This is a genomic window from Pseudodesulfovibrio pelocollis (assembly GCF_030282845.1).
In the GTDB taxonomy this organism is placed as follows: Bacteria; Desulfobacterota; Desulfovibrionia; order Desulfovibrionales; family Desulfovibrionaceae; genus Pseudodesulfovibrio; species Pseudodesulfovibrio pelocollis.
The window spans coordinates 1-22026 of record NZ_JASTWE010000022.1 but is presented as its reverse complement, the minus strand read 5'-3'; the positions used below and the strand labels follow the sequence as shown (position 1 = coordinate 22026).

Genomic DNA, 22026 nt, shown 5'->3' with positions numbered 1-22026 from the left:
ACCCACCCGGCCCTGATACCGTGACTATCCGCGTCGTTTCCCGGCGCGACGGGGGGGAGTGATGGCTGAACGCCGCGACGCCCAATTCCGTTTCGCCCTGTCCGAGGACGGCATGAAGCTCGGAGTGAGCCGGTACTTCCCGCCCCAGGGCGGGGGCGAGGGGCCGTCGGTCAAGCTGCTCAAGCGGCAGGTGGCCCAGGCCGGGGTGCGCTTGCCCGTGGACGAGCAGGCCGCGCGCGAGGTGGTGGACTCCATCCAGCGCGACGAGGAAATCCGCCGCATCGTGCTGGTGCGCGGCGTCGAGGTCCAGGAGCCGCGCCACGCTTCGCTGGTGGCCCTGGGCAATCTCGACTTTCCCGTCTTTCCGGGCGACCGCTTTGCCCGCAAGCACCCGCCGTGCCACGCCAGCGACGGCGAGACCATCGACGGCCGCGTCATCCACCCCAGAGAGCACTTCGAGCCCGAAGACATCAAGGTGACCATGGGCGAGAACGTGGAATTCGACGCCCTGACCAACGCCTACGTCTCCACCGTGTGGGGCATGGCCCGGCTGCGCGAGGGAACCCTCGCCGTGGACCCGCTCACGCACATCAGCGAGGACCTGACCACCGTCAAGGCCACGCTGCACCACAAGGATTTCCGGGGCCAGCCCATCTCGGCCGAGCGGGTGGAAAAGGAGCTGCGAGAGCTCGGCGTGGTCATCGACATCGACCTGGGCCGCCTCAAGGCCCTGCTCGGCCGGGCCAGGGACCAAGGCCAACCCGTGCCCGATCAGGTGGTGGTGGCGGGCAGGGTCCCGTCGCCAGGGCGCGACGGCTGGCTTGAACTGCTGGTCTCCACCCGCGAACTGGCCGGAACCGAGGACGAGTCGGGCCGCCTGGATTTCCGCGACCGGGGAACCCATCCCATGGTTGAGGCAGAGCAGGTGGTGGCCAGGCTGCACCCGCCCAGCGCGGGCGAGGGCGGTATCGACATCTACGGCAAGACCATCCCGGCCAGCCGGGGCAAGCCCATGGTGGTCCGCCGGGGCGAGAACATCGACGTCCTCGACGACGAGATCACCTTCATCTCCAGGGCCAAGGGGGTGCTGTCGCTGGAGGACAACATCCTTTCGGCCACGGAGTGTCTCCTGATCAACGACAACGTGGACCTTGGCACCGGCAACGTCATCATCGAGTACGGCTCGGTCAAGATTCTCGGCTCCATCCACGCCGGGTTCTCGGTCTCTGCGCCCAAGCACGTCATCGTGGCCGGGTCCATCGAGAGCGCCACGGTCTCGGCGGGCGGCAACGTCGAGGTCTCGGGCGGCATCCTCATGCCTGACGGCGGCACCGTGCGGGCCGGAGGCTCGGTATCCTGCGCCTACGCCACCAACGCCCGCATCCGCGCGGGCGGCGACGTGATCATCACCAACGACATCACCAACTCGGACATCCGCGCCGAGGGGCGCCTGCTGGGCACCCGGGGCAAGGGCCATGTGCAAGGGGGCAAAATAATCACCGGCAAGGGCATGGAGATCAAGGAACTGGGCTCGGAACTGGGCGTGAACACCGTAGTGGGCATCCAGATACAACACGACGACGATGACACCCTGCGCGCCGAGCGCAAGCGGCTCAAGGAAGCCATCCGCAAGATCGACGACGCCCTGGGCCACGACCCGCCCAAGACCATCCTGACCCGCACCCGGCCCGAAAAGCGGGCGGCAGTGGCCGAGGTCCTCAAGCACCGGGTGACGCTGATCAAGCGGCGCAAGGCCGTGTCCGAGGAGATCAACCAGCGCACGCTGGCCCGCCAGGAAGAGTTGGCCGGAATCAGAATCAGGGTCCACCGGCTCATTCATCCCGGCGTGGTGGTGGTCATGGGCTCCAAGAAGCTCGACATCTCCCGGCGCACCGAGGCGGCCACCATCTCCTGGGACGCCCGGACCAGCGAGATCGTCATAGGATAGCCCCGCGCTGTTTGCCGGGCCTCTCCCTTTGGCGTAGGCTCTCCTTCGACGCCAACCCCAAACAACGGAGGCCCCATGGCTGACCCGACCATCCCGACCACCGCCGGACGCGGCGACATCCTCAAGCGGCTCCTGGTCACCCTGGCCTGCCTCATCTTTCTTGAGGTAACCGGCCTGCTCATCCAGATCGCCACCCTCTTCCAATTCGTCTATCTGCTGGTGGCCAAGCGGCACAGCGAGCCCCTGCGCCGCTTCTGCAACGCCCTCTCGGGCTACGCTTACCGGCTCATGCGCTACACCACCCTCAACGACAACGACCGGCCCTTCCCCTTCTCCCGATTCCCGGACGACGACGCATGGGAAAAACCGGCGCGGCAGGTGACCTTCAAGTGACCGAGCCGAACAGTCACCGCTTCTTCTGCAACCGGGAGTGCCGGTACTTCCCCTGCCACGCCACTGACCGGCCCGACGAATTCAACTGCCTCTTCTGCTTCTGCCCGCTCTATTTCCTGAGCGACTGCGGGGGTAACGGCAGGCTGCTTGAGTCAGGGATCAAGGACTGCACCGGCTGCATGGTGCCCCACGCCCCGGGCGGCTACGACCACATCATGGCCCGACTCAGGGAGCGGTTCGACGCCATGCGGCGCGAGACGATGGAAAAGCAGGGGAAAGACGACTGACGCCACAGGCGTCTGATGGGAAAGGAAGGACAGACGGCCGACGCACCACCCATTGCGCGGCCGGGCAGGCGCGGCTACTTCCTGCGCGCCATGGCGTTGGTCAGGAAACACTCGATCTCGCTCGCCAGCCGGGCCCGCTCACGGCTCTGCAACCGCTCCCGCGCCTCGGGGTCGAGATCCCTGTTCTGAAACCGCGACAGGGCGATGAAGCATTGCTTGATCCGGTCCAGCTCCTCGTGCTGCTTCTCCTTCCAGAAATGATAGGCCAGAATCTTGGCCGCGCTCTTGACCGTGGTCTTGTCGCAGGGAAGACAGGTCTCGTCCAGGGGGTGTTCAGCCCCGTCCTCCACCAGGGGCAGAACCCGCAGCATGACATTCTTGGAGCGATTGAGGGAGCCGGGGCTGATGCGGTAGACCGTGACCTTGCGGCTGCCCACGAACCATTTGACCATGAGCAGGGCAGCGGTCCCGGCGCCCAGGAGAAGCCAGGTGTCGGTATCCATCATGCCCGCCTCCCCGCCACGAGGCATCGGGCCCGGCCGGACCGGCCGGACACCGTGGGGCCGATTGCGGCCAACCGCCCTGTTTCGTGTTTTCTCTTCATTTCATTCATCCACTGCGTGTCAGGTACGGTCTGAGATTCAGGCGATAGGACGCCGGGTCGGCGCATTCGAGGATTTCGAGGTTCCGGTTGCCCAGGGCCTGGGCTGCGGCCAAGTCCACCAGCTCGGACGGAATGGGGCGCAGGTCCTCGTCGAGGATGATCTTGATCTTGGGCATCAGGGGCAGGGACGGGTTGGACTCGTAGACCACGCCGTAGAAGCCGGTATTGAGCTTGACCAGACTGCCCGAGGGGAAGATGCCCAGACACTTGATGAACATCTGAACCTCCACCGGGTCGAAATCCTGCCCGCGCATGCCATACATGATGGCCAGGGCCTTGTTGGGCAGGATGGCGTCCTTGTAGGAGCGGTCGCTGGTCAGGGCGTCGTAGACGTCGGCCAGACTGATGATCCGGGCAAAGGGCGCGATGTCCCTGTTGACCAGCCGCTCCGGGTAGCCCGAGCCGTTGAACTTCTCGTGGTGGTCGCGCACGGCTTCGAGCACGTCGTCTGTCACCTCGCGCTGGCGGACCAGGATGTCGCAGCCGTATTCCGGGTGGCGCTTGATCTCCTCGAACTCCACATCCGTGAGCCGGGCGCGCTTGTTGATGATGCGCGAGGGCACGGCGGTCTTGCCCAGGTCGTGCATCATCCCGGCAAGGCCAAGCCTGACCAGTTCCTCGCGCCCCAGGCCCATGTATTCGCCGAAGACCACGGCGATGGCAGCCACGTTGATGCAGTGGGCGTAGGTGTAGTCGTCGTAGTCCGAGAGCTTGGAGAGGCACAGCAGGGTGTCGGGGTTGCGGATGGCGGAGTTGACGATGGCGTCCACTGTCTCCACCGAGGCCTCGTAGTCCACCTTTCGGCCGAGCTTGACGTCATGGATGATGCGCTTGGCGTGGTGCATGGCCCTGTCGTAGGTGACGCGGGCCACTTCCATCTCCTGCTCGAAGGGCACCCGGGGCTTGGGCGGCGGCAGGGAATCCGGCCCGGCCAGCAGCCCGTCGAGCCGCCGATCCATGGCCTCGCCCCCTTCGCCCACCTGAATGAAGGCATGCAGATAGCCCTCGGCGCGGATGCGCTCCACCTGGCTCCGAGACTCGATCACCCCCGGCCGGGTGTACAGAAAAGGCAGATGCTCCCAGATCTCGCTTGAGAGCTTGACCACCTCCATGCCAGGGCGCAGCTCTTCCACCGGAACCTTCCTGATCATGCGGGCCGCCTCCGGTCCCGGTCTCGCGGCGGGTCAGCCGCCATGATTTCGTGAAGCACCAAGTCCATTCTGGCCTCTCGCCGTCCGCCGATCAGCATTTGGTCGTATCCGTCCGTGTCCTGTCTGACGCCGCGTCTTCCCGGTCCGTGGAAAGGAAGGACATGATCAATATACCGTGTCCAACGTCTTGTTGTCGACAGAAGAATCCGCCTCATCTCACGCCAGGGTTCAGAAAATCACGGCCTCGAACCAGAGGATGGTGGTTGCCGGCTCGCGCCAGGCGTCTCGCGGCAGCCCCGCCTTGACGCAGGTCTGGGCCAGGAAGGTCTCGCGGTCCCAGCCCCATTCCACCGGGACCTGGGGCAGCAGCAGCCCCGAGCGGCCGTCGCGCGACATGATCAGCCCGTGGCGGCCCACCTCCACCAGGGCCGAATCCGGGCAGGACTCGATGGGGCCGAGCACGGAAATCTCGTACTCCACTGCCTCGAACTCGCCGGGCGTGAGCGGCGGAAAACGCGGGTCCTCAAAGGCTGCGGACCGGGCCATGTCCCACACCGTGCGATACAGTTCGCCGGTGCCGCGCACATTGCCGATGCAGCCCCGCAGCGAGCCGCCGAGCTTCAGGGTGACAAAGGCCCCCAGCCGCTCGCGCAGGGTCGGACTGGGCGGCTCGGGTGGCTCGCCGGGCTCGCTGGCCGGGTTCAGGCGCGAGGCGATGGACAGCCGCACCAGATCGCGCAGGAAGCCCTGCTCCTCATCCGTGAGGGCAAATCGAAATTCCTTTGCCATCATTCCTCCTTGGGTGAATGGACCGGGGCCACAAACATCATGCCGACAAGACCGAGCACGAAGAGCACGATGACCGAGGCCATGCCCACGCGCTGGCTGCCCGAGGCCAGGGTCAGCCAGCCCACCAGCAGCGGCCCGGCAAACGAGGTCAGCTTGCCCGAAAGGGCGAACAGGCCGAACATCTCCCCGCGCACCGCCTCGGGCGCCAGCCGGGCCAGATAGGTGCGGCTCGACGCCTGGACCGGCCCCACGAAAATGCCCACGCTCAGACCAAAGACCCAGAACCACGTCTGGCTCTCCACCAGCAGCATGCAGGTGCCGGGCACGATCAGCCCGATGAGGGAGACGATGATGGTCGCCCGCGATCCGGCCCGGTCGTCGAGCCAGGCAAAGGCCGCCGCCCCGAGCCCTGCGGTGATGTTCAGCCCGATGCCGAAGATGATGACCTGGCTCGGAGTCATGCCGAAGGTGCCCGCCGCATAGATGCCGCCAAAGGCGAACATGGTGGTCAGCCCGTCGTTGTAGAGCATGCGCGCCAGCAGGAACACGGCGATGTCGCGGTACTCGCGCACCCGGCGCAGCGAATCGCGCAGTTGGGCCAGCCCCTCGGACACGGCCCGGCCCAGGCTCACGCCCTTGGACGGCGCATCCGGGCAGAGCAGGAACAGGGGCAGGCAGAAGACCAGATACCACAGGGCGGTCAGGGGCATCACTGCCCGGACATGCTCGGCCTCGCCGCGCGGCAGGCCGAACCAGGCGTCGGGCTCCACGAATCCGTACAGGGCGATGATCAGCAGCACCAGCCCGCCCCCGTAGCCCAGGCCCCAGCCCCAGCCCGACCAGCGGCCCATGGCCTCCTGGCTGGCCAGCCCGGGCAGCATGGCGTTGTAGAAAAGCATGGCGTATTCCGAGCCGATGGTGCCCAGCCCGGCCAGCAGCAGCGCCAGCCAGATATAGGAGGGGTCGGGCCGGACGAACCAGAGGCAGGCCGTGGCCGCGATGCACAGGGCGGTGAAGACCGCCAGCCAGGGCTTGCGCCGCCCGCTGCGGTCTGCCACCGCGCCGAGCAGCGGGCCGCCCAGGCCGATGATCAGCCCGGCCGCGCCCATCATGTTGCCCCACAGGGCCGTGCCCACGGTCTCGTTCTCGGCCACGGCCCGGGCGAAGAAGGCGGCGAAGACAAAGGTCTGGACCAGGGCGGCAAAGCCGGAATTGGCCCAGTCGTAGAAGGCCCAGGCCCACAGGGAGCGCGAGGATGCAGGGTCTGGCCGCGCAGCGTCTCGGGGATGATGGGCACTCTGCATGGCGCGTGGCCCGTTAGCCGGTCCAGCCGGGTTCAGGGCCCAAGGGACCGGGGCCGGAATCCGCGCCCTCCCCTGACGTCCCCCCGGTCACGCCACCGCAAGCCCGGACAAAGGCACCGGCAAGGGACGGACAACTGCCGAAATGGAGATGGACATAGGAGCCGAGCGTGTTGCCCGCGACAAACCCCTCGGGACTGTCGATGACCCCCTTGCGGCCGCGCATGGTGTAGACCGGGGTCAGCACGGGGTCGTCCAGCCCCTCGCGGATGAAGGAATAGTGAAACTCGTGGCCCCTGGCCGTCACCCCGGCCGGGCCGAGGAGCGTGGTCGCGCGGGTGGATATCTCGCGATAGCCCAGGGCGCGGTGGTTCTCGTCCATCTCGGCGCGCAGGGGAAAGACCCCGGCCATGGCGTAGCGCCCCCGGCCCGTGGCCAGGTCATTCATCAGGTACATGAACCCGCCGCACTCGGCGTAGACCGGATGCCCGGCCTCGCAAAACTCCCTGATCTCCCGGCGCAGCCGGGTGTTCTGCCCCAGCTCGAAGGAGTACAGCTCGGGATAGCCGCCGCCGAGATACAGCCCCTGTATGCCTGCGGGCAGATGCTCGTCCTCGATGGGCGAGAACTCGGCCAGCCGGGCACCGGCCTCGCGCAGCAAGCGCAGGTTCTCTTCGTAATAAAAGCAGAAGGCAGCGTCGCGGGCCACGCCGATGGTCACGGTGCCAAGCTCGGGTATGGGCTCGAAGGGGGGCACGGCCTCCACCGCCGGCAGCCCGGCCAGCAGCGCGTCCATGTCCATGCCCGAGTCCACCCAATCGGCCAGCCGCTGGTAGCGGTCCGGCCCCTCCTGGTCGTCTCCGGCCGTGACCAGCCCCAGGTGGCGCGAGGGCGCGGCCAAGGACTCGTCCCGGGGCAGGCAGCCGAGGACCGGGACATCGGGCAGCAGGGTCATGGCCTCCCTGAGCAGTTCGGCGTGGGATTCGCCGCCCACCCGGTTGAAGACCACCCCGACGATGGGCACGGCCGGGTCGAACCGGGCGTAGCCCGAGACCAGGGCAGCGGCGGAACGAGCCATGGAGCGCGCGTCCACCACCAGGATGACCGGCAGCCCGAGGATCTTGGCCAGCTGGGCCGTGGACCCCTCATCGCCAGTGCCGGAGATGCCGTCGAACAGGCCCATGACCCCCTCGGCCACGGCCACGTCGCACCCGGCGGCGTAGCGGTTGAATATGTCACGATTGGTCTCGCTTGCCAGCATCCAGCCGTCGAGGTTGTGGCTGGCCACGGGCTGGCCGCCTCGGGCGCAGGCCAGGGCGTGGTGGCCGGGATCAATGAAGTCCGGGCCGCACTTGAAGGGCTGCACATGCAGGCCGCGCCGCGCCAGCGACGCCATGATGCCAAGCGAAACCGAGGTCTTGCCGCAGCCACTGTGTGTCCCGGCGATGAGAAAAGCCTTGATGGCCGCCACGTTTACTCCATGAACCGAGCCGGGGCAAACCCCTAGCCCAGGTCCTTTCTTGTCATGTAATCGAGCATCTTCCGGCCCTCGGCATGATCCGGGGCCAGTTCAAGACATCGCGTCACCCCTTCGAGGGCCTTGGTGAAGTCGCCCCGCTCGAACTGGGCCCGGGCCATGTTGTACCACAGGTTCTCGTCCGCGTCCGAAAGCTCGATGGCGCGCCGGTAATAGTCCACGGCCTGTCCGAAGAGCTTCTTCTTGCGCAGTTCGATGCCGTATTCGTTGAAGAGGTGCTTGTGTTCGTCGGCAAAGGCGGACTCGATTCCCAGGATGCGGTCAAAGACCTGCTTGGCCTTGTCCGTCTCGTCGCGGGCCAGCAGGCACAGCCCGATGCCAAAGTTGGCGCGCACGTTGCGCTCGTCCAGGTTCAAGGCGTTGGCGTACTCGTATTCGGCGGTGAAGTTCTCCCCGCGCTTGCGGAACTTGTCGCCCCGGGCCACGGCCTTTTGCACCTGGCGCAGGTTGCCCAGCACCTCCTTGAAGAGCTGGGGCATGGGCAGATAGTCGGCCAGCAGCTGATCCTTGGTTATGCGCTCCACCGGGCCGTAGGGCACGTTCTTCTGGTTGAGGCCCTGCATCTCCACCGTGGTCTCGTCCACCTGCCGGGCAAAGTACAGGGCCGTCTGCCGAACCCGTTTGGCCGTGGAGCCGGTGCCGATCCGGGCCATGCGCTCTATGGAGAACACGCCCTCGATGAATCCTTCGGGACTTGTCGTGGTCATGGCTTGTCGCTCTTCTTGTTGTTGTGGCCAGGCCCAGCCGGGCCTGCGCCCAGCATACATCGATTCGCCCGCGATGAGAAGAACTTCGAGTCGCCAAGCCCTGCCCGGCGCCATGCCGGTCAGGTCACGAGCCGATGGAGCCGCCAGCCAGCAGTTCGTCCACCTGGGCCGCAGACATGGGCCGGTAGAAGAGAAAACCCTGAACATAGCGGCAGCCCTCGTTTTCCAGGAAGGCGAGTTGGGCCGGGGTCTCCACGCCCTCGGCCACCACCTTGAGCCCCAGGGACTTGCCCAGGGAGAAAACCGTGCGCACGATGGCCTGGCTGTCCTGCTTGCCCTCCACCCCGTCGATGAAGGAGCGGTCCACCTTGACCACGTCGATGGGGAAGCGCTGTAGATAGGAGAGCGACGAATACCCGGTGCCGAAATCGTCGATGCACACCCTGGCCCCGAGTGCCTTGAGCTGCCTGAGCACCTCCTCGGCCATGGACGGGTCGTCCATGAGGGCGCTTTCGGTGATCTCGATGTTCAGGGCGCTGGGGTGCAGGCCCGAGTCGTCCAGGGCGCGCGTCACCTGGCTGAGCAGCATGGGCTGGCCAAAGTGCTTGCCCGAGATGTTGATGTTCAGCGTCAGCAGCTCGCCCATCTGGGGGCCGAAGCTGATCTGCCACTGCTTGACCTGCCCGCAGGCCTCGGCCAGCACGAAGTTGTCGATGGCGTAGATGAGCCCGGTGTCCTCGGCCAGGGCGATGAAGTCGCCGGGCATGATGATGCCGTGCTCGGCATGCCGCCAGCGGACCAATGCCTCGAACCCGCATATCTGCCGGGTGTCGAGACAGACGATGGGCTGGTAGGCCACCTCGAACTCGCCCAGATCCACGGCGCGGCGCAGGTCCGTCTCCAGGGCCATGAGCCGCAGGGCCTGATCGTGCATCTTCTGGTTGAAGACCTTGAAGCTCGACTTGCCGCGCTCCTTGGCCCGGTACATGGCCGTGTCCGCATCGCGCAGCAGGGCCTCGGGCCGGTCGTAGCCGTCGGTCTTGAGCACCACGCCCAGGGAGGCCGAGGTGAAGACCTCGTTGCCGCCGATGGTGAAGGGCTGGCGCACGCCATCGAGAATGCGCCGGGCGATGGCGATGGCGTCCCTGGGCGCGGATATCTCCTCGATGAGGATGGCGAACTCGTCGCCGCCGAAACGGGCCACGGTATCCACGGAACGGGCGCACTTCTCGACCACCCGGGCCACGCTGCGCAAAAGCTCGTCGCCAGTCTCGTGGCCCAGGGAGTCGTTGATGACCTTGAAGCGGTCAAGGTCCATGTAGATGACCGCGAACAGGTGCTTGCGCCGCCTGCCGCGCTCCATGGCCATGCGCAGATGGTCCAGGAACAGGGCGCGGTTGGGCAGCCCGGTCAGCGGATCGTGGAAGGCCTGGCGCTTGAGCTGGTCCTCGGCCTTCTTGCGCAGGGTGATGTCCTCCACCGACCCTTCATAGCAGATGACCACGCCGTCGCTGTCGGTGATGCGCCGGGCGTTCTCGGATATCCAGATGATGCGCCCGTCGCGCCGCCGCACCTTGGAGACGAAGTTCTTGACCTCGCCGGTCTCCTCGATCAGGCGCAGGAATTCCTTGCGGCGGCCGGGCTCCATGTACATCTGGGTGCCGATGTCATAGACCGAGCCCATCAGCTCCTCCGGAGATGCAAAGCCCAGGATGCGCGCCAGTGAGGGGTTGGCGCTCAGGAAACGCCCGCTGGGCGAGGTCTGGTAGATGCCCTCCAGCGCGTTCTCGAAGATGGTGCGGTATTTTTTCTCCGCCTTGCGCAGCGCATCGCCGATGACCTTGCGCTCGGCGATCTCGATCTTGAGCTGGGTGTTGGCGCGCAGCAGTTCGCTGGTGCGCTCGTCCACCTTCTGGCGCAGGGCGTCGCGCGCCTCCTGAAGCTCCCGGGTCTTGCCGCGCACCCGCTCCTCGAGGCTGTTCACCTGCTCGGCGATGTGCCCGGCCATGGAGCGCATGGCCCGGGCCAGCTGCCCCACCTCGTCGCGCGAGTCTATCTCGGGCACACTGTCGAAATCCTTGGCCGCCACGCGGCCCGCATACTCGGCCAGCAGCTTGAGAGGCTTTGAGATATTCAGGACAAAGATGAAAGCAATGAGCAGGCTGGCCCCGAACAGGACCAGGGTCACCACCTGCTGCTCCAACACGGCCTCGCGGATATGGCCCGCGATGGTCTCGGAATCCATGCCGATATGCACGGCCCCGGCCAGCCCCGAGAGAATGGGCCGGGTGACGTGCAGAACGCGGTTGCCCTCGTGGACGATGTCGCGCAGCACATACTCGTCGCCGGGCAGCCCGGCCGAGCCAGCCACCATCTCGCGCACCACCCGGGGCACGCCGGGCACGAAGGTGTGGGCCATGATCTCGCCGCGCTCGTCGGCCACCAGCACGTAGGACACCCCGGCGATGCGCCGGTACCTGTCGATGCGCGCCTGCACGCTGCCCGCGTCCTGGCTGAGGATGGTGGCCAGATCCGACTCGGCCACGCTCCCGGCCAGGGCCAGGGCCTTGGACTCGTACTCGCGCGTCATCTCGCGCTTGAGCCGCTGGGCCGAGGTGGCCGAGGTGACCACCGAGATCAGCCCGAAGATCACCACCATGAACAGCAGCGGCCTCAAAAAGAGCTTGGGAGCTTTCATTCCCGCCACTCCGTCCAGTCGCGGATGGGCTGGAAATGCCCGTCCACCACGGTGGTGAAATAGACCGCGTCGAGCCCCTGCTGGCGTCCGGGTCCGAAATTGACGTTGACGCCGATGCCGATGTCCAGGTCGATGATGGATTCCATGACCTCGGGAATGCGCCCGCGCCGGGGGTCGTCGGCCATGCGCCGCACGATCTCGCCGAGCATGACGCCATTGAGGAACCCCTCGAAGCTGACATAGCTGAAGCGCCTGGGGCTGTAGCCCTGTCCGGCCGCCAGGGGCGCGCCCCGGTAGCTGTCCATCAACTCGCGGTAGAAGCGCACGGCGGGCAGGCTTGTGTCTTCGTAGCAGGGCACCACCTGCGAACAGATGAGGTTGTCCGTGTACCTGCGCCCGGACCGGCGTTCTTCGAGCATCAGCAGCTCGACCATCTTGTCGCTGTCCGAGAAGGACACCCCGGCCACCGGGATGTCGTGGCCTTTGTCGCGCATGGCGCGGATGAAGGCGCCCTGGGAGGCGTAGGTGCCGATACAGATGACCGCGTTGGGCCGGGCCGCCATGATCAGGTCCACCTCGGCGGAAAAGTCGTGGTCAAAGGAATCGCCCCGGGCATAGGCCGCCTCGGAGGCGATGCGCTCGCCGTGCCTCTCCAGGGCGCGGCGCACGCCGTCCCAGCCGGTGCGGCCGTAGGCGTCATTCTGGTAAAACACGGCGATGCGCCTGCGCCCCACACCCATCAGGTTGTCCACCAGCCCGGCCGTCTCCTGAAAATAGGAGGCGCGCAGGTTGTATACGTGGCGGCCAAAGGGCTCGGTGCGCATGGGCTGGGCCCCGGTCAGGGGAAAGAGCAGATAGGTGTGGCGCTGGCTGAATATCTGGAGCAGGGGCAGGATGTGCGCGACCGTAGGCGTGCCCACATAGGAGAACAGGGCAAAGACATCGTCGCGGGAGATGAACTCCACCGTGTTGGTGAAGCAGGGCTGGGGGTTGTAGCCGTCGTTGGCGGGCAGCACCCGGATGGTCCAGCCCGAGGCCCCGCCGTCCCGGTTGAAGTGCTCGATGTAGGCCATGAGCCCGCGATAGAACTCGATGCCCATTTCGCCGTTGACCCCGGTGAAGGGGGCGGACATGCCGAAAACAAGCTCGCCCGGCTCCCGCGCAAGGCACGGCCGGGCCGAAAGCAGGCAACAGGCCAGCAGGCCAAAAACTCCCGCAACGAAGAGACATTTCAATTTTTTCAGCACAGCAAATCCATGCCATTACCGAAACAAAAGTGCAACCGGGCTTTTCAGACGGCTCCCTTGATGCGCACTCCTGCGCGGCACATTCGTGGCCTTGTTGCGACCAGGCGATACGGCCCGGCGGGCGGGCGGCGATGTGTTGAAAAGAGGGGTGGCAGGAACAGGATAAGTGGAAGCGGTGAGATCTCAGAATGCGTCGATGAACCGGCAGTCCATGGTCCCGTCATCGGCCACGGTGATCTGGGCCAGGGAGCCGGACTCGCCCAGGGAGCCGGGGTTGACCACCCGGACGCCGTCCACCACGGACCAGTCGCGGCGGTGGGTATGACCGTAGCAGATCAGGTCGTGGCCGGGGCCAAAGGCGTGGGTCACGGTGGCGGCCACCTGGGAGCGCGGCCCCCAGCCGTGGGCCACCCCCACGGTCAGCGGGCCGACGGTGGCCGTGAGCATGGGCTGAAGCTCCTGGGCCAGCAGGGCGTCCCAGTCGCAATTGCCGCGCACGCACAGGAAACGCTCGTGGCGGCAGAGGTATGCCCAGACCCGGTAGGAGGTGATGTCGCCGCAGTGGACAAGGACATCGGCCGGGCCGAGCCACTGCTCGTAAACCCGATCGAGCCACGCGGGCGCTTCGCCCAGGTGGGTGTCGGAAATGACCGCTATCTTCATGGGGATTCGAACTATTCCCTGACCTTCTTGGCCCGGAACCGGATGTAGGCATCGCGCACCGCGGCGTACTTGTCGATGGCCCCATCGGTCAGGGTTTCGTACTCGTTGCCCGTGAGTTCGAGGGAGAGCTGGTTGACATTCTTGTACGCGCGGATACCGACGTACTCGATGAAGTTCAGGTCGGCGTAGGTCAGCGGGTCAAGGAAGGTGTCACCCACCCAGCCCACGGATTCGCGGATGGAGCTGGGACCGAGGAAGGGCCAGACCAGATACACGCCGTGGCCGAAACCCGCCTTGCCCAGGGTCTGGCCGAAGCCGTCGGCCGTGGGCCGCTCGGGTGCCCAGTTGCGCTTCATGCCCGAGGTGACGTCGGCAAAGCCGAGCAGGCCCCAGCTGGTGTTGGCGATGAACTTGGAGGTTTCCATGTACGCCGCGTCGAACTTGCCCTGGAAGACGTTGTTCACGAAGCGGACCGGGAAGAGCATGTTGGTGAAAAAGTTGCGCACCCACTGGCGCGGCTTGGCGGGAATGGCCCAGGCGTACCCGGTGGCCACAGGCTTGAACACGCCATGGTACATGGCGTCGTTGAAGTGGAACCAGACCATGTTCCACCCCTTGAACGGGTCGGCCACGAGCCCTTCGGCATCACTGTATTCGTCGAAATCGTCGAAGTCGTCGTAATCGCCGGATGCCTCGGCGGCCTTGGCGTCGGACGCGGCCCCGGCACCCCGCATGTCGGTCAGCTGGGCCACGCTGAGGGAGCCATTCCGGTCGGTATCCGACGCAAAAACAGCCCCGCCTCCCATCAGGAGAAGGGCCGTGACCATGAGGCAGACTGCAATCCGTGCGGTCATGTCGTATCTATCCCTGTTGCGGTTCGGCCGTTACCTGGCTTCCATCGCCCTGGCTTCCGTCGTCCTGGCCGCTGTCCAGTTTCTCTATCCGGTCGCGTATCTGCTTCAACAGGTCCTCGGGGGTTCCGGTGTTCAGCACCTGCGAGAACTGGCTCCGATAGTTGGCCACCAGGCTCACGCCCTCGGCGACCACATCGTAAATCATCCATTGTTCTTGAACGATTCTCAACCGGAATTCAACTATTATTTTCTTGTCCTTGTCCACCAGCTCGGTGAATACCTTGGCCCGGTTGCCCTCCACCTGCTCGCCCGTGTAGTTCACGTCTTGACCGCCGTAGGACGGAATCTGTTTCAGATAGGAACGTTCAAGCAGCTGAATGAAGGCCTCGGTCAGGTCGTCCTGCATCTGCGGGGTCATGGTGGTCCAGGGTCTGCCCACAGCATACATGGTTACCAGCTTGAAATCGATGAACTTTTCCGCCTCGGCGCGCAGTTTCTGGACCATTTCGTCACGATGGGCCGGGTCCTCGGCCTTGGGGTCGCTCAAAACGGAGATGAGCAGGTCCACCCCCTCCTTGACCCGGCTGGTGGGCGTCTGCGAGACGTCCGCATGGGCCGGGGCCGCAAGGAGGCAGACAAGGAACATGGGAAGAACCAGTCGCTTGAAAAGCATATTTCCGTCCTGTTGCGTTGGAGCGTTTACACCTTGCCAAAGGCGAACTTGCTGATGAGGTCTTCAAGGTCGATGGCCGGGTTGGTGTCGAAGATGGAGCCCCCGTCCTCGATGGGGTCGCCCAGGCCGCCCGGCGCGATCTTGAGGAACTTGTCGCCGATCAGCCCGCTGGTCTTGACCCCGACGATGGCGTCGTCGGTCAGCCTGACCTGCCTGTCGATCATCATGGTCACGCTGGCCATGCCTTTATCCTGGTCAAGAGAGATGGTCTTCACGTAGCCGATGTCCACGCCGTACATCTGCACGGGCGCGTTGATCTTGAGGCCGGAAATATCCGAGAAATTGGCGTGCACGGAGTAATACCTGTCCGTGAAGAGCTGGACGTTGCCCAGCTTGATGCTCATGTAGGTGATGGCGATCAGCCCGACGAGCACGAAGAGTCCGACGGCGGTTTCCTTATTCAGTTTGAACATCGTCCATCCTTTCGGCCTGTGGCTTTTGCGCCAAGAATGTCGGCGCAGTCGAGTTTCATCTTGTCCTGGCTGATGGGTGGCAGGGTCAGGCGCGAGGTGGCCCGCTCCCCGGCCGAGCGATCCAGGAACCGGCGCAGATAGGGGTCTTTGGTGGCGTCCAGGTCCTCGATGGTGCCCTGAAACAGACACCGCTCGTCGCCGAGCACCACCACGAAATCCGCAAGGGCGTGCATGCTCCGCAGGTCGTGGGTGACCACCACCATGGTCATGTCGAACTGGCACATCATCTCAAGCATCAACTGATCCAGCTCGGCCGACATGACCGGGTCGAGCCCCGAGGTGGGCTCGTCGCAAAAAAGCACCTGGGGGTCCATGACCAGCGCCCGGGCCAGACCGGCCCGCTTGCGCATGCCGCCGGAAAGTTCGTTCGGGAACAGGTTGGCAGCGTGATCAAGGCCGACCATGGCCAGCCGATCGTTCACGATGCGCATGATCTCGCCCTCGGTCAGCCGGGTGTGCTCGCGCAGCGGCAGGGCGATGTTGTCCCCAAGGCGCAGGGAGCCGAGCAGCGCGCCGTCCTGAAAGAGCACGCCCGTGCGCTGGCGGATGCACCGCTGCTCCCGGGCGGAAAGCCCGCTCATGTCGTGGCCGCCGATGAACACCCTGCCCTCCTTGGTGGGCTGGAGCTTGAGGATGTGCTTGAGCAGCGTCGATTTGCCCGAGCCGGAACCGCCCACGACCATGGACAGCTTGCCCCCCGGGAACTCGATGTCCAGATTCCTGGCCACGACGGTGCTGCCGTATCCTATGCTCAGCCCCTCAAGGCGGATGCTCGGTGCGTTGCCCATGCCCCCCCTACCAAAGCAGCGACGTGAGGATGTAGTCGGCCGCGAGAACGACGACGCAGGACTTGACCACCGCGCTGGTGGTGGACTGGCTGACACCCTCGGGGCCTGCGTGGCCCGAGCGGGTGTGGGTATTGTAGCCCTCGAAACAGCAGATGGTGCAGACCAGGACCGCAAAGACCAGCGATTTGATGAACCCGCCCTCGATATCGCTCCAGTCCAGTGAGCCCTGGACCCTGGACCAGTACACGCCCTCGTTGGCCCCCAGCAGCTTGACGCCTGTGAGCCAGCCGCCCCACAGGGCGATGAGGTTGAAAAAGGCGGTCAGGATGGGGAAGCTGATCAGGCAGGCGGCCATCTTGGGGGCCACGAGATAGCGCATGGGGTTGATGTCCATGATGGTCAGGGCGTCGATCTGCTCGGAGATGCGCATGACGCCGATCTCGGCGGTCATGGCCGACCCGGCCCGGCCCGTGAGCATGATGGCCGTCAGCACCGGGGCCAGCTCGCGCACCATGGACAGGGCCACGCCCGTGCCCAGGAAGCCGTCGGCTCCGAAGACCGACAGGGCGTAATAAAGCTGCATGCCCATGACCATGCCCGTGAAGAGTCCTATGAGCGCGATGACCGTGACCGACTGGACGCCGATGAAGTACACTTGGCGAACCGTCTTGGCAAACTGGCCCCATCCGGCGAACATGAGCGCGACAGCTTGCAGGAAGAACAGGAAAGTCCCCCCCAACTCGCTCAGCACCCTCCCGAACGCCCGACCCGGAAGGGCCAGGAAAAACACACCGCCCTGAGCCTTTTCGGCCATCTACTACTCCACCCCCGGGGGCATCCCCGCAGGGGCCCTCTTCTTTATTGTGGATTGTGGTTTCCCGAAGATTTCCCCGTATCACACCTCGGAATAACGCGAAACCCGCATGAAAATCGTGGATTAGGGTCTTTACCTAAAATATCTGGAAACGGCAAGGCAAACGCAACGAAAGAGAGAAAAATCGTGACATCCTCCCAGAGGTCACTTCCTGTCCTTGCTGCCGTTCTTGCGCTCCCACCAGGAGGGGTCCGGGCCGAGGAACCACCAGTCCGAGTGGTCGGTGACGGCGATGGTCTCGGCCAGCTCGCGAGCCCACTGGGTGCGCACCCGCTGCACCGCGATCTCGAGCCACTTGGCGGCGTAGGGGTTGCCCAGGTCCGCCTGCTCCTTGAGGTTGAGGATGAAGTCGAGCTGGTCCGCGTCCTGGGCCAGCCGGGCCTCCAGGGTGGCGGTCTCCTCAAGCTCCTTCCAGTAGCCGAGCACGTCCTCCTCAAGGCCGGTGCCCTTGAGGGCGTGCTCCAGGGCCAGGGTGCGCGTGGACGAGTTGTAGATGCGGTTGACGTAGTTGTAGTCGCCAGTGCGCGCCTCGTGCAGGTCGTGAAACAGGCACAGATAGGTGGTGCGGGCCACGTCGGCCCCGGCCATCCGGGCCAGCACATGGCCGATGACCGCGGTACGGAACGAATGCTCGGCCACGTTCTCGCTGCCCGTGCCCAGAAACTGATAGCCCGTGCGCGGCGTCTTCCTGAGCATGCCGCACTCGAAGAGGAAATCCGCCAGCCGCTTCAGCCTGTCGCGTCCGTCCATGTCAGCCATTCAAAACTCCCATGCCAGCCCATCTGGCCGTTGAAACGTCAGAACCAACAGGCTGTTCAAAAATGGTGAGATGCTAGGCGCGAAAAAGGTTCAAGGCCGAAGCGTACTCCTTGTACGCGAGGATTTGAACCTTTTGAAGCAACGACGCAGATTGCCATTTTTCAACAGCCTGTCTAGGACCGGTAGTCCGCGTTGATGGACACGTAGTCCCGGCTCAGGTCCGAGGCCAGGAGCAGGGTGCTGCCCGGGCCGTCGCCGATGTCGATGTGGATGACGATGTCGCGCTCCTGCATGATCGGTTTCAGCAGGCCGTCCATGTCGCCGGGCTCGGGCGTGCCGTTGCGGAACACGAGGATTCCGCCGATCTTGAGGACCAGATCCTCGGGCTTGAAGGCCGCGCCCGAGTAGCCTGCCGCGCAGACGATGCGCCCCCAGTTGGGGTCCGAGCCGAAGAGCGCGGTCTTGACCAGGGGCGAGTTGCCCACGGCCCGGGCCACCTTCTCGGCATCGGCGTCGCTCTTGGCACCGGAGACCTGGATGAAGGCCACCTTGGTCCCGCCCTCGGCGTCCATGACTATCTTGTACGCCAGTTCTTCCAGCACGCCCAGCAGATGCTTGCGCAGGGCGATGTAGTCGTCCTCGCTCTCGATGGCCACCCCTGACGCGCCGTTGGCCAGGGCCATGACGCAGTCGTTGGTGGACATGTCGCCGTCCACGGTGATGCGGTTGATGGTCAGGTTGACGCAATCGGCCAGCATGGTCTGCCACGCCTCGGCCGAGATGTCCGCATCGCAGAGGATGAAACTGAGCATGGTGGCCATGTTGGGGCTGATCATGCCCGCGCCCTTGCACATGCCGAGCAGCCGCACCTCGCCCGAGGGCATCCCGAAGCGCGCATGGGCCAGCTTGTGCACTGTATCCGTGGTCATGATGGCCCGGGCCACCAGCTCGGGCGTGCCGGTCTCAAGGCTCTGGGCCAGGGCGGGCATGGCCGCCTCCCACCTGGCCAGGTCGAACTGCGCGCCGATGACGCCGGTGGAGGCGGGCAGCAGCTCGTCCGCCGGAACGTCCAGCGCCCGGGCGGCCAGATTCAGCGTCTCGCGGCAATTGGCGCGGCCTAGGTCGCCGGTGCAGGCGTTGGCCTGGCCCGAGTTGACGAGGAAGCCGCTCATTTTCCGGCCGTCGGCCAGCATCTCGCGGCATTGCAGGACCGGAGCGGCCTTGAACTTGTTGGTGGTGAACACGCCCGCGGCCACTGCCGGAACATCGCTGACAATGGCTCCGAGGTCGAACTTGCCCGGCTTCTTGAGCCCCGCCTGGACGGCGGCGAAGCGGTATCCTTTTGGTATATGCATGGCTGGTCTCCGATGATGTCGTGATCGCGGGCCTCAGTGCCCGCCAAGACCCATTGCCATACTCCAAGGCGGCCCGGCTGAAAAGGGGAAAACCGGGTTGTCGCCGAACAGGGAGGCATGGACGGCAAAGGGCCGCCCCGTCGCCGGAGCGGCCCTCGGGCAAATGACGGGCCGGTCTATTTTTCGAGTTCCTTGATCAGCCATTCCTTGACGTAGGGCGGCAGCTCCAGGATGCCCTTGATGCCCTTGATGTCGTCGTGCAGCTCCTTGGCCAGGGCGGGCGGGAGCTTCTTGGAACAGAGGATGGTGGAGCCGTAGTTGTCCATGCGCATGAGCACCACCTTGGGCTCTTCCCAGGTATCCACGGCAAAGTAGATGGAATACTCGCCGCTCGTGGTCACGGGCGAGCGCATGGCGTCGCGGTAGTTGTTGTTGCCCCACTCCAGGTACAGGGTGACGGCGTCCTCGTGAATCATGTCCCAGGTGACTTCGTTCAGCCACTGCTTGCAGGCGTTGGTGTCGTCGCTCATGAATTCCTCCGATGAATTTGGGTCGCCCCACCCTACCAGCCGCCACCGCGTCCGTCCACGATTTTGCCCTGCGGACCGCGAGGAATGTCTCTGCCAGCCGTTGACAATCTCATAATCGCAGACTGTTCAAAAATGGTGAGATGCTAGGCGCGAAACAAGGTCAAGGCCGAAGCGTACTTCCTGTACGCGAGGATTTGATTCGCCCCGTCCTGGGGCTCACCCCTTCGGGGCGTCGGCAGGAGCCGACGTCCAAATCCGCTGTCCTGCGGATTTGTGAACTTTTTGAATAAGTTCTCTGTACGGCTCGAAGACTCGCCTACAGTCACTTAACGACAGCAGATCGCCGTTTTTCAACAGTCTGCTAGGGGTCGATGCCCCCGGCCCGGTTCTCCGCCACCACGCGGGCCAGATAGGCGAAGGCGACAAACAGGGCCAGCACGGCCAGATCGCGGGTCCACAAGGCCCAGATCAGCAAACCCGTCAGGAGCAGGACAAAGCACAGCCGAGCCACCTTGCGGAAGGTCCAGGGCAGGACCGACCAGTTCTTTTCCCACTCCACCGCCGCATGCACCAGCCTGCGCCAGCGCCCCTGCGGCATCTCGGGCAGGTCCAGCTCGAAGAATCCGAAGCCCAGCAGAATCAGGCCAGCGGCAAAGAGCAGAAAGCTGTGCAGGAGAAGGGCCAGGGCGAAGCACGCCAGAGCCGCGAGCTGGACCGTGAAATTCCACGGCTGCCGATGGCGGCTCAGAGCCAGGGCGAACAGTTCGGACGGGGTGACGGTCATGGGCTCTCCTTGGCGCATCATACTGGCCTTGCGGCAAGGATTGCAACCGTTGCCGCCATCCTGTAAAACCCGGAGCACGCCACCATGTCCGAACCCATCAGGAGGACGTCCATGGACACCCGCCTCATTTCCCTTGCCGTAACCGAACTCGGCGAAAACCTGCGCGCCAACGGCAGCCTGCTGGCCACGGCCGAATCCTGCACCGGCGGCCTGCTGGCCAGCACCCTGACCGACACGCCCGGCAGCTCCGACTGGTTCGCCGGGTCCGTGGTCGCCTACGCCAACCCGGTCAAGGAAAAGCTGCTGGGCGTGGACCCGGCCCTGCTCCGCGAACACGGCGCAGTGTCCGAGCCCGTGGTCCTGGCCATGGCCCGGGGCGTGCTCGCGGCCGTGGGCGCGGACGTGTCCGTGTCCATCTCCGGCATCGCCGGGCCAACCGGCGGAACCCCGGACAAGCCCGTGGGCACGGTCTGGATGGCCTGGGCCTGGCCCTCGGGCACCCGCTCCCGGCTCTACACCTTCACTGGCACCCGCGAGGCCGTCAAGGCCCAGGCCGTCATGGCCGCCCTCAACGGCCTGCTCTCGGTCAGCCGCTGACCCGGGAAAGACAGGGCAGCCACACTCGGCAATACGCAGGCGTTTTGCACTGGGCTCAACGAACATCCACCCCGAATCAGCGAAGCGGATGGGCGTTGACCACAATGTATACACTGTGTACATTGTATGAGAGGAGTCACCCATGAGTACCGTTACCGCCCGCATCCCGGCCGAGACCGCCCAGAAGTTGAGCGAGCTTGCCAAGGCCACCAACCGCAGCAAGTCGTTCCTCGTGGCCAGCGCCCTGGAGCAGTTTCTCGAAGAGCAGGCATGGCAGGTGGCCCGGATCAACGAAAGCGTCGCCCAGGCCGATGCCGGGAACTTCGCCACAGACGCAGAGGTCAAGGCAGCCTTCTCCAGGTGGGGCCTGAACGTTGATGCCGACTGACATCCGCTGGACCCCGGCCGCGCTCCAGGACCTTGATCGGGTTCGCGCCTACCTCGCCGAGCGGGCCGATTCCGAAACCATGCGCTCCGAAGCCCGCCGCATCTGGCACGGCTGCCAGCGCCTCCGGCAATTCCCAGAAAGCGGCCGCCCCGGCCGTATCCCCATGACCCGCGAACTGGTCATCCCTCCTTACGTCTTTCCCTACCGCATCACGGGCGATGCTGTTGAAATATTGAATGTCTTTCACAGTGCGCAGAAAAGGCAATCTTGACGCTCGTGAACTTTTTGACTTTATTTCGTTGGTATGCAATAATAATTCAACACTTTTTGTTATCAATATTGAGCAGTTAAGCTGGAGGCTTTGTGGTCGAATCAAAGGCCGTTTGGAGAAATCGTTCGGTGCTAAAGCTCGCCAACGGCGCTGATCCTGTACAGGCTATCATCGAAAGGGCGCGAAGAATCGTATTTGATGCCCTGGAAAAAGGATACGTTGGCCCCCCCTTTAG

Annotated in this window: 24 protein-coding genes; 6 read left to right on the top strand and 18 right to left on the bottom strand. The window is 64.9% G+C overall.

Annotated features, from left to right (window positions below; all coding sequences use genetic code 11):
- Positions 1–61 precede the first annotated feature (61 nt).
- The 3 genes from QQS14_RS09145 to QQS14_RS09135 all read left to right on the top strand — a co-directional run bounded on the left by QQS14_RS09145 (position 62) and on the right by QQS14_RS09135 (position 2628).
- Positions 62–1948 carry a flagellar assembly protein A gene (locus tag QQS14_RS09145; protein ID WP_285906679.1) on the top strand — a complete coding sequence of 629 codons (1887 nt, stop codon included), beginning with the start codon at positions 62–64 and terminating at the stop codon, positions 1946–1948.
- Between the two features lie 75 nt (positions 1949–2023).
- Positions 2024–2341 carry a DUF4389 domain-containing protein gene (locus tag QQS14_RS09140; protein WP_285906678.1) on the top strand — a complete coding sequence of 106 codons (318 nt, stop codon included), beginning with the start codon at positions 2024–2026 and terminating at the stop codon, positions 2339–2341.
- Positions 2338–2628 (top strand): cysteine-rich small domain-containing protein, encoded by a 291-nt coding sequence (locus QQS14_RS09135; protein ID WP_285906677.1) that lies wholly within the window; start codon positions 2338–2340, stop codon positions 2626–2628. Before QQS14_RS09140 ends, QQS14_RS09135 begins: the two co-directional genes overlap by 4 nt.
- Positions 2629–2702: 74 nt before the next feature.
- Here QQS14_RS09135 and QQS14_RS09130 read toward each other — a convergent pair whose 3' ends face one another.
- The 18 genes from QQS14_RS09130 to QQS14_RS09045 form a co-directional block, all read right to left on the bottom strand.
- A complete protein-coding gene (locus tag QQS14_RS09130) occupies positions 2703–3134 on the bottom strand; it encodes a hypothetical protein (protein WP_285906676.1) in 432 nt (143 codons plus the stop codon).
- A 103-nt stretch (positions 3135–3237) separates the two neighbouring features.
- Positions 3238–4443: an HD-GYP domain-containing protein gene (locus QQS14_RS09125; RefSeq protein WP_285906675.1), complete on the bottom strand. Its 1206-nt coding sequence runs from the start codon at positions 4441–4443 to the stop codon at positions 3238–3240.
- A 228-nt stretch (positions 4444–4671) separates the two neighbouring features.
- The gene (gene amrA, locus QQS14_RS09120) at positions 4672–5232 is read right to left on the bottom strand and encodes an AmmeMemoRadiSam system protein A (protein WP_285906674.1); all 561 of its coding nucleotides are present in this window, start codon (positions 5230–5232) and stop codon (positions 4672–4674) included.
- Entirely contained in the window at positions 5232–6536 is a 1305-nt protein-coding gene (locus QQS14_RS09115; RefSeq protein WP_285906673.1) for an MFS transporter, read from the bottom strand. Before QQS14_RS09115 ends, amrA begins: the two co-directional genes overlap by 1 nt.
- A 13-nt stretch (positions 6537–6549) precedes the next feature.
- A complete protein-coding gene (locus tag QQS14_RS09110) occupies positions 6550–8004 on the bottom strand; it encodes a cobyrinic acid a,c-diamide synthase CobB (protein ID WP_285906672.1) in 1455 nt (484 codons plus the stop codon).
- Positions 8005–8036: 32 nt separating this feature from the next.
- A complete protein-coding gene (locus tag QQS14_RS09105; protein ID WP_285906671.1) occupies positions 8037–8777 on the bottom strand; it encodes a tetratricopeptide repeat protein in 741 nt (246 codons plus the stop codon).
- Positions 8778–8901: 124 nt separating this feature from the next.
- Positions 8902–11475, bottom strand: coding sequence for an EAL domain-containing protein (locus QQS14_RS09100; protein WP_285906670.1), 2574 nt, complete (start codon positions 11473–11475; stop codon positions 8902–8904).
- Entirely contained in the window at positions 11472–12722 is a 1251-nt protein-coding gene (locus QQS14_RS09095; RefSeq protein ID WP_285906669.1) for an ABC transporter substrate-binding protein, read from the bottom strand. The genes QQS14_RS09100 and QQS14_RS09095 overlap by 4 nt, the downstream gene beginning before the upstream one ends.
- Before the next feature lie 183 nt (positions 12723–12905).
- Complete coding sequence (locus QQS14_RS09090; RefSeq protein ID WP_285906668.1) at positions 12906–13385, bottom strand: metallophosphoesterase family protein; 480 nt, start codon at positions 13383–13385, stop codon at positions 12906–12908.
- Positions 13386–13396: 11 nt separating this feature from the next.
- Complete coding sequence (locus QQS14_RS09085) at positions 13397–14239, bottom strand: MlaA family lipoprotein (protein WP_285906667.1); 843 nt, start codon at positions 14237–14239, stop codon at positions 13397–13399.
- Between the two features lie 7 nt (positions 14240–14246).
- Complete coding sequence (locus tag QQS14_RS09080) at positions 14247–14912, bottom strand: Tgt2/MlaC family protein (RefSeq protein WP_285906666.1); 666 nt, start codon at positions 14910–14912, stop codon at positions 14247–14249.
- Positions 14913–14938: 26 nt separating this feature from the next.
- On the bottom strand, positions 14939–15385 hold the full coding sequence (gene mlaD, locus QQS14_RS09075) for an outer membrane lipid asymmetry maintenance protein MlaD (RefSeq protein ID WP_285906665.1): 447 nt from the start codon (positions 15383–15385) through the stop codon (positions 14939–14941).
- Positions 15373–16233 carry an ABC transporter ATP-binding protein gene (locus tag QQS14_RS09070; RefSeq protein WP_285906664.1) on the bottom strand — a complete coding sequence of 287 codons (861 nt, stop codon included), beginning with the start codon at positions 16231–16233 and terminating at the stop codon, positions 15373–15375. Before QQS14_RS09070 ends, mlaD begins: the two co-directional genes overlap by 13 nt.
- Positions 16234–16240: 7 nt before the next feature.
- Positions 16241–17047 carry an MlaE family ABC transporter permease gene (locus tag QQS14_RS09065; protein ID WP_285906663.1) on the bottom strand — a complete coding sequence of 269 codons (807 nt, stop codon included), beginning with the start codon at positions 17045–17047 and terminating at the stop codon, positions 16241–16243.
- Between the two features lie 204 nt (positions 17048–17251).
- A complete protein-coding gene (locus tag QQS14_RS09060) occupies positions 17252–17866 on the bottom strand; it encodes an HD domain-containing protein (protein WP_285906662.1) in 615 nt (204 codons plus the stop codon).
- Between the two features lie 173 nt (positions 17867–18039).
- Positions 18040–19221 (bottom strand): bifunctional glutamate N-acetyltransferase/amino-acid acetyltransferase ArgJ, encoded by a 1182-nt coding sequence (argJ, locus tag QQS14_RS09055; protein WP_285906661.1) that lies wholly within the window; start codon positions 19219–19221, stop codon positions 18040–18042.
- 176 nt (positions 19222–19397) lie between these two features.
- Positions 19398–19751 carry a DVU0772 family protein gene (locus tag QQS14_RS09050; RefSeq protein ID WP_285906660.1) on the bottom strand — a complete coding sequence of 118 codons (354 nt, stop codon included), beginning with the start codon at positions 19749–19751 and terminating at the stop codon, positions 19398–19400.
- A gap of 361 nt (positions 19752–20112) precedes the next feature.
- Entirely contained in the window at positions 20113–20535 is a 423-nt protein-coding gene (locus tag QQS14_RS09045; RefSeq protein ID WP_285906659.1) for a hypothetical protein, read from the bottom strand.
- A gap of 111 nt (positions 20536–20646) precedes the next feature.
- Between QQS14_RS09045 and QQS14_RS09040 the strand changes: the two genes are divergently transcribed.
- The 3 genes from QQS14_RS09040 to QQS14_RS09030 all read left to right on the top strand — a co-directional run bounded on the left by QQS14_RS09040 (position 20647) and on the right by QQS14_RS09030 (position 21791).
- Positions 20647–21132: a CinA family protein gene (locus QQS14_RS09040; protein ID WP_285906658.1), complete on the top strand. Its 486-nt coding sequence runs from the start codon at positions 20647–20649 to the stop codon at positions 21130–21132.
- Between the two features lie 142 nt (positions 21133–21274).
- Positions 21275–21520 (top strand): CopG family ribbon-helix-helix protein, encoded by a 246-nt coding sequence (locus tag QQS14_RS09035; protein WP_285906657.1) that lies wholly within the window; start codon positions 21275–21277, stop codon positions 21518–21520.
- Positions 21510–21791 carry a type II toxin-antitoxin system RelE/ParE family toxin gene (locus tag QQS14_RS09030; RefSeq protein WP_285906656.1) on the top strand — a complete coding sequence of 94 codons (282 nt, stop codon included), beginning with the start codon at positions 21510–21512 and terminating at the stop codon, positions 21789–21791. The genes QQS14_RS09035 and QQS14_RS09030 overlap by 11 nt, the downstream gene beginning before the upstream one ends.
- The last annotated feature ends 235 nt before the right edge of the window (positions 21792–22026 follow it).

Bases quoted from the DNA above. Each gene is read 5' to 3' on its own strand.
- QQS14_RS09145 (WP_285906679.1), top strand. From the start codon at position 62: ATGGCTGAACGCCGCGACGCCCAATTCCGTTTCGCCCTGTCCGAGGAC.
- QQS14_RS09140 (WP_285906678.1), top strand. From the start codon at position 2,024: ATGGCTGACCCGACCATCCCGACCACCGCCGGACGCGGCGACATCCTC.
- QQS14_RS09130 (WP_285906676.1), bottom strand. From the start codon at position 3,134: ATGATGGATACCGACACCTGGCTTCTCCTGGGCGCCGGGACCGCTGCC.
- QQS14_RS09125 (WP_285906675.1), bottom strand. From the start codon at position 4,443: ATGATCAGGAAGGTTCCGGTGGAAGAGCTGCGCCCTGGCATGGAGGTG.
- amrA (WP_285906674.1), bottom strand. From the start codon at position 5,232: ATGGCAAAGGAATTTCGATTTGCCCTCACGGATGAGGAGCAGGGCTTC.
- QQS14_RS09115 (WP_285906673.1), bottom strand. From the start codon at position 6,536: ATGCAGAGTGCCCATCATCCCCGAGACGCTGCGCGGCCAGACCCTGCA.
- QQS14_RS09105 (WP_285906671.1), bottom strand. From the start codon at position 8,777: ATGACCACGACAAGTCCCGAAGGATTCATCGAGGGCGTGTTCTCCATA.
- QQS14_RS09100 (WP_285906670.1), bottom strand. From the start codon at position 11,475: ATGAAAGCTCCCAAGCTCTTTTTGAGGCCGCTGCTGTTCATGGTGGTG.
- QQS14_RS09090 (WP_285906668.1), bottom strand. From the start codon at position 13,385: ATGAAGATAGCGGTCATTTCCGACACCCACCTGGGCGAAGCGCCCGCG.
- QQS14_RS09085 (WP_285906667.1), bottom strand. From the start codon at position 14,239: ATGACCGCACGGATTGCAGTCTGCCTCATGGTCACGGCCCTTCTCCTG.
- QQS14_RS09080 (WP_285906666.1), bottom strand. From the start codon at position 14,912: ATGCTTTTCAAGCGACTGGTTCTTCCCATGTTCCTTGTCTGCCTCCTT.
- mlaD (WP_285906665.1), bottom strand. From the start codon at position 15,385: ATGTTCAAACTGAATAAGGAAACCGCCGTCGGACTCTTCGTGCTCGTC.
- QQS14_RS09070 (WP_285906664.1), bottom strand. From the start codon at position 16,233: ATGGGCAACGCACCGAGCATCCGCCTTGAGGGGCTGAGCATAGGATAC.
- QQS14_RS09065 (WP_285906663.1), bottom strand. From the start codon at position 17,047: ATGGCCGAAAAGGCTCAGGGCGGTGTGTTTTTCCTGGCCCTTCCGGGT.
- QQS14_RS09060 (WP_285906662.1), bottom strand. From the start codon at position 17,866: ATGGCTGACATGGACGGACGCGACAGGCTGAAGCGGCTGGCGGATTTC.
- argJ (WP_285906661.1), bottom strand. From the start codon at position 19,221: ATGCATATACCAAAAGGATACCGCTTCGCCGCCGTCCAGGCGGGGCTC.
- QQS14_RS09050 (WP_285906660.1), bottom strand. From the start codon at position 19,751: ATGAGCGACGACACCAACGCCTGCAAGCAGTGGCTGAACGAAGTCACC.
- QQS14_RS09045 (WP_285906659.1), bottom strand. From the start codon at position 20,535: ATGACCGTCACCCCGTCCGAACTGTTCGCCCTGGCTCTGAGCCGCCAT.
- QQS14_RS09040 (WP_285906658.1), top strand. From the start codon at position 20,647: ATGGACACCCGCCTCATTTCCCTTGCCGTAACCGAACTCGGCGAAAAC.
- QQS14_RS09035 (WP_285906657.1), top strand. From the start codon at position 21,275: ATGAGTACCGTTACCGCCCGCATCCCGGCCGAGACCGCCCAGAAGTTG.
- QQS14_RS09030 (WP_285906656.1), top strand. From the start codon at position 21,510: ATGCCGACTGACATCCGCTGGACCCCGGCCGCGCTCCAGGACCTTGAT.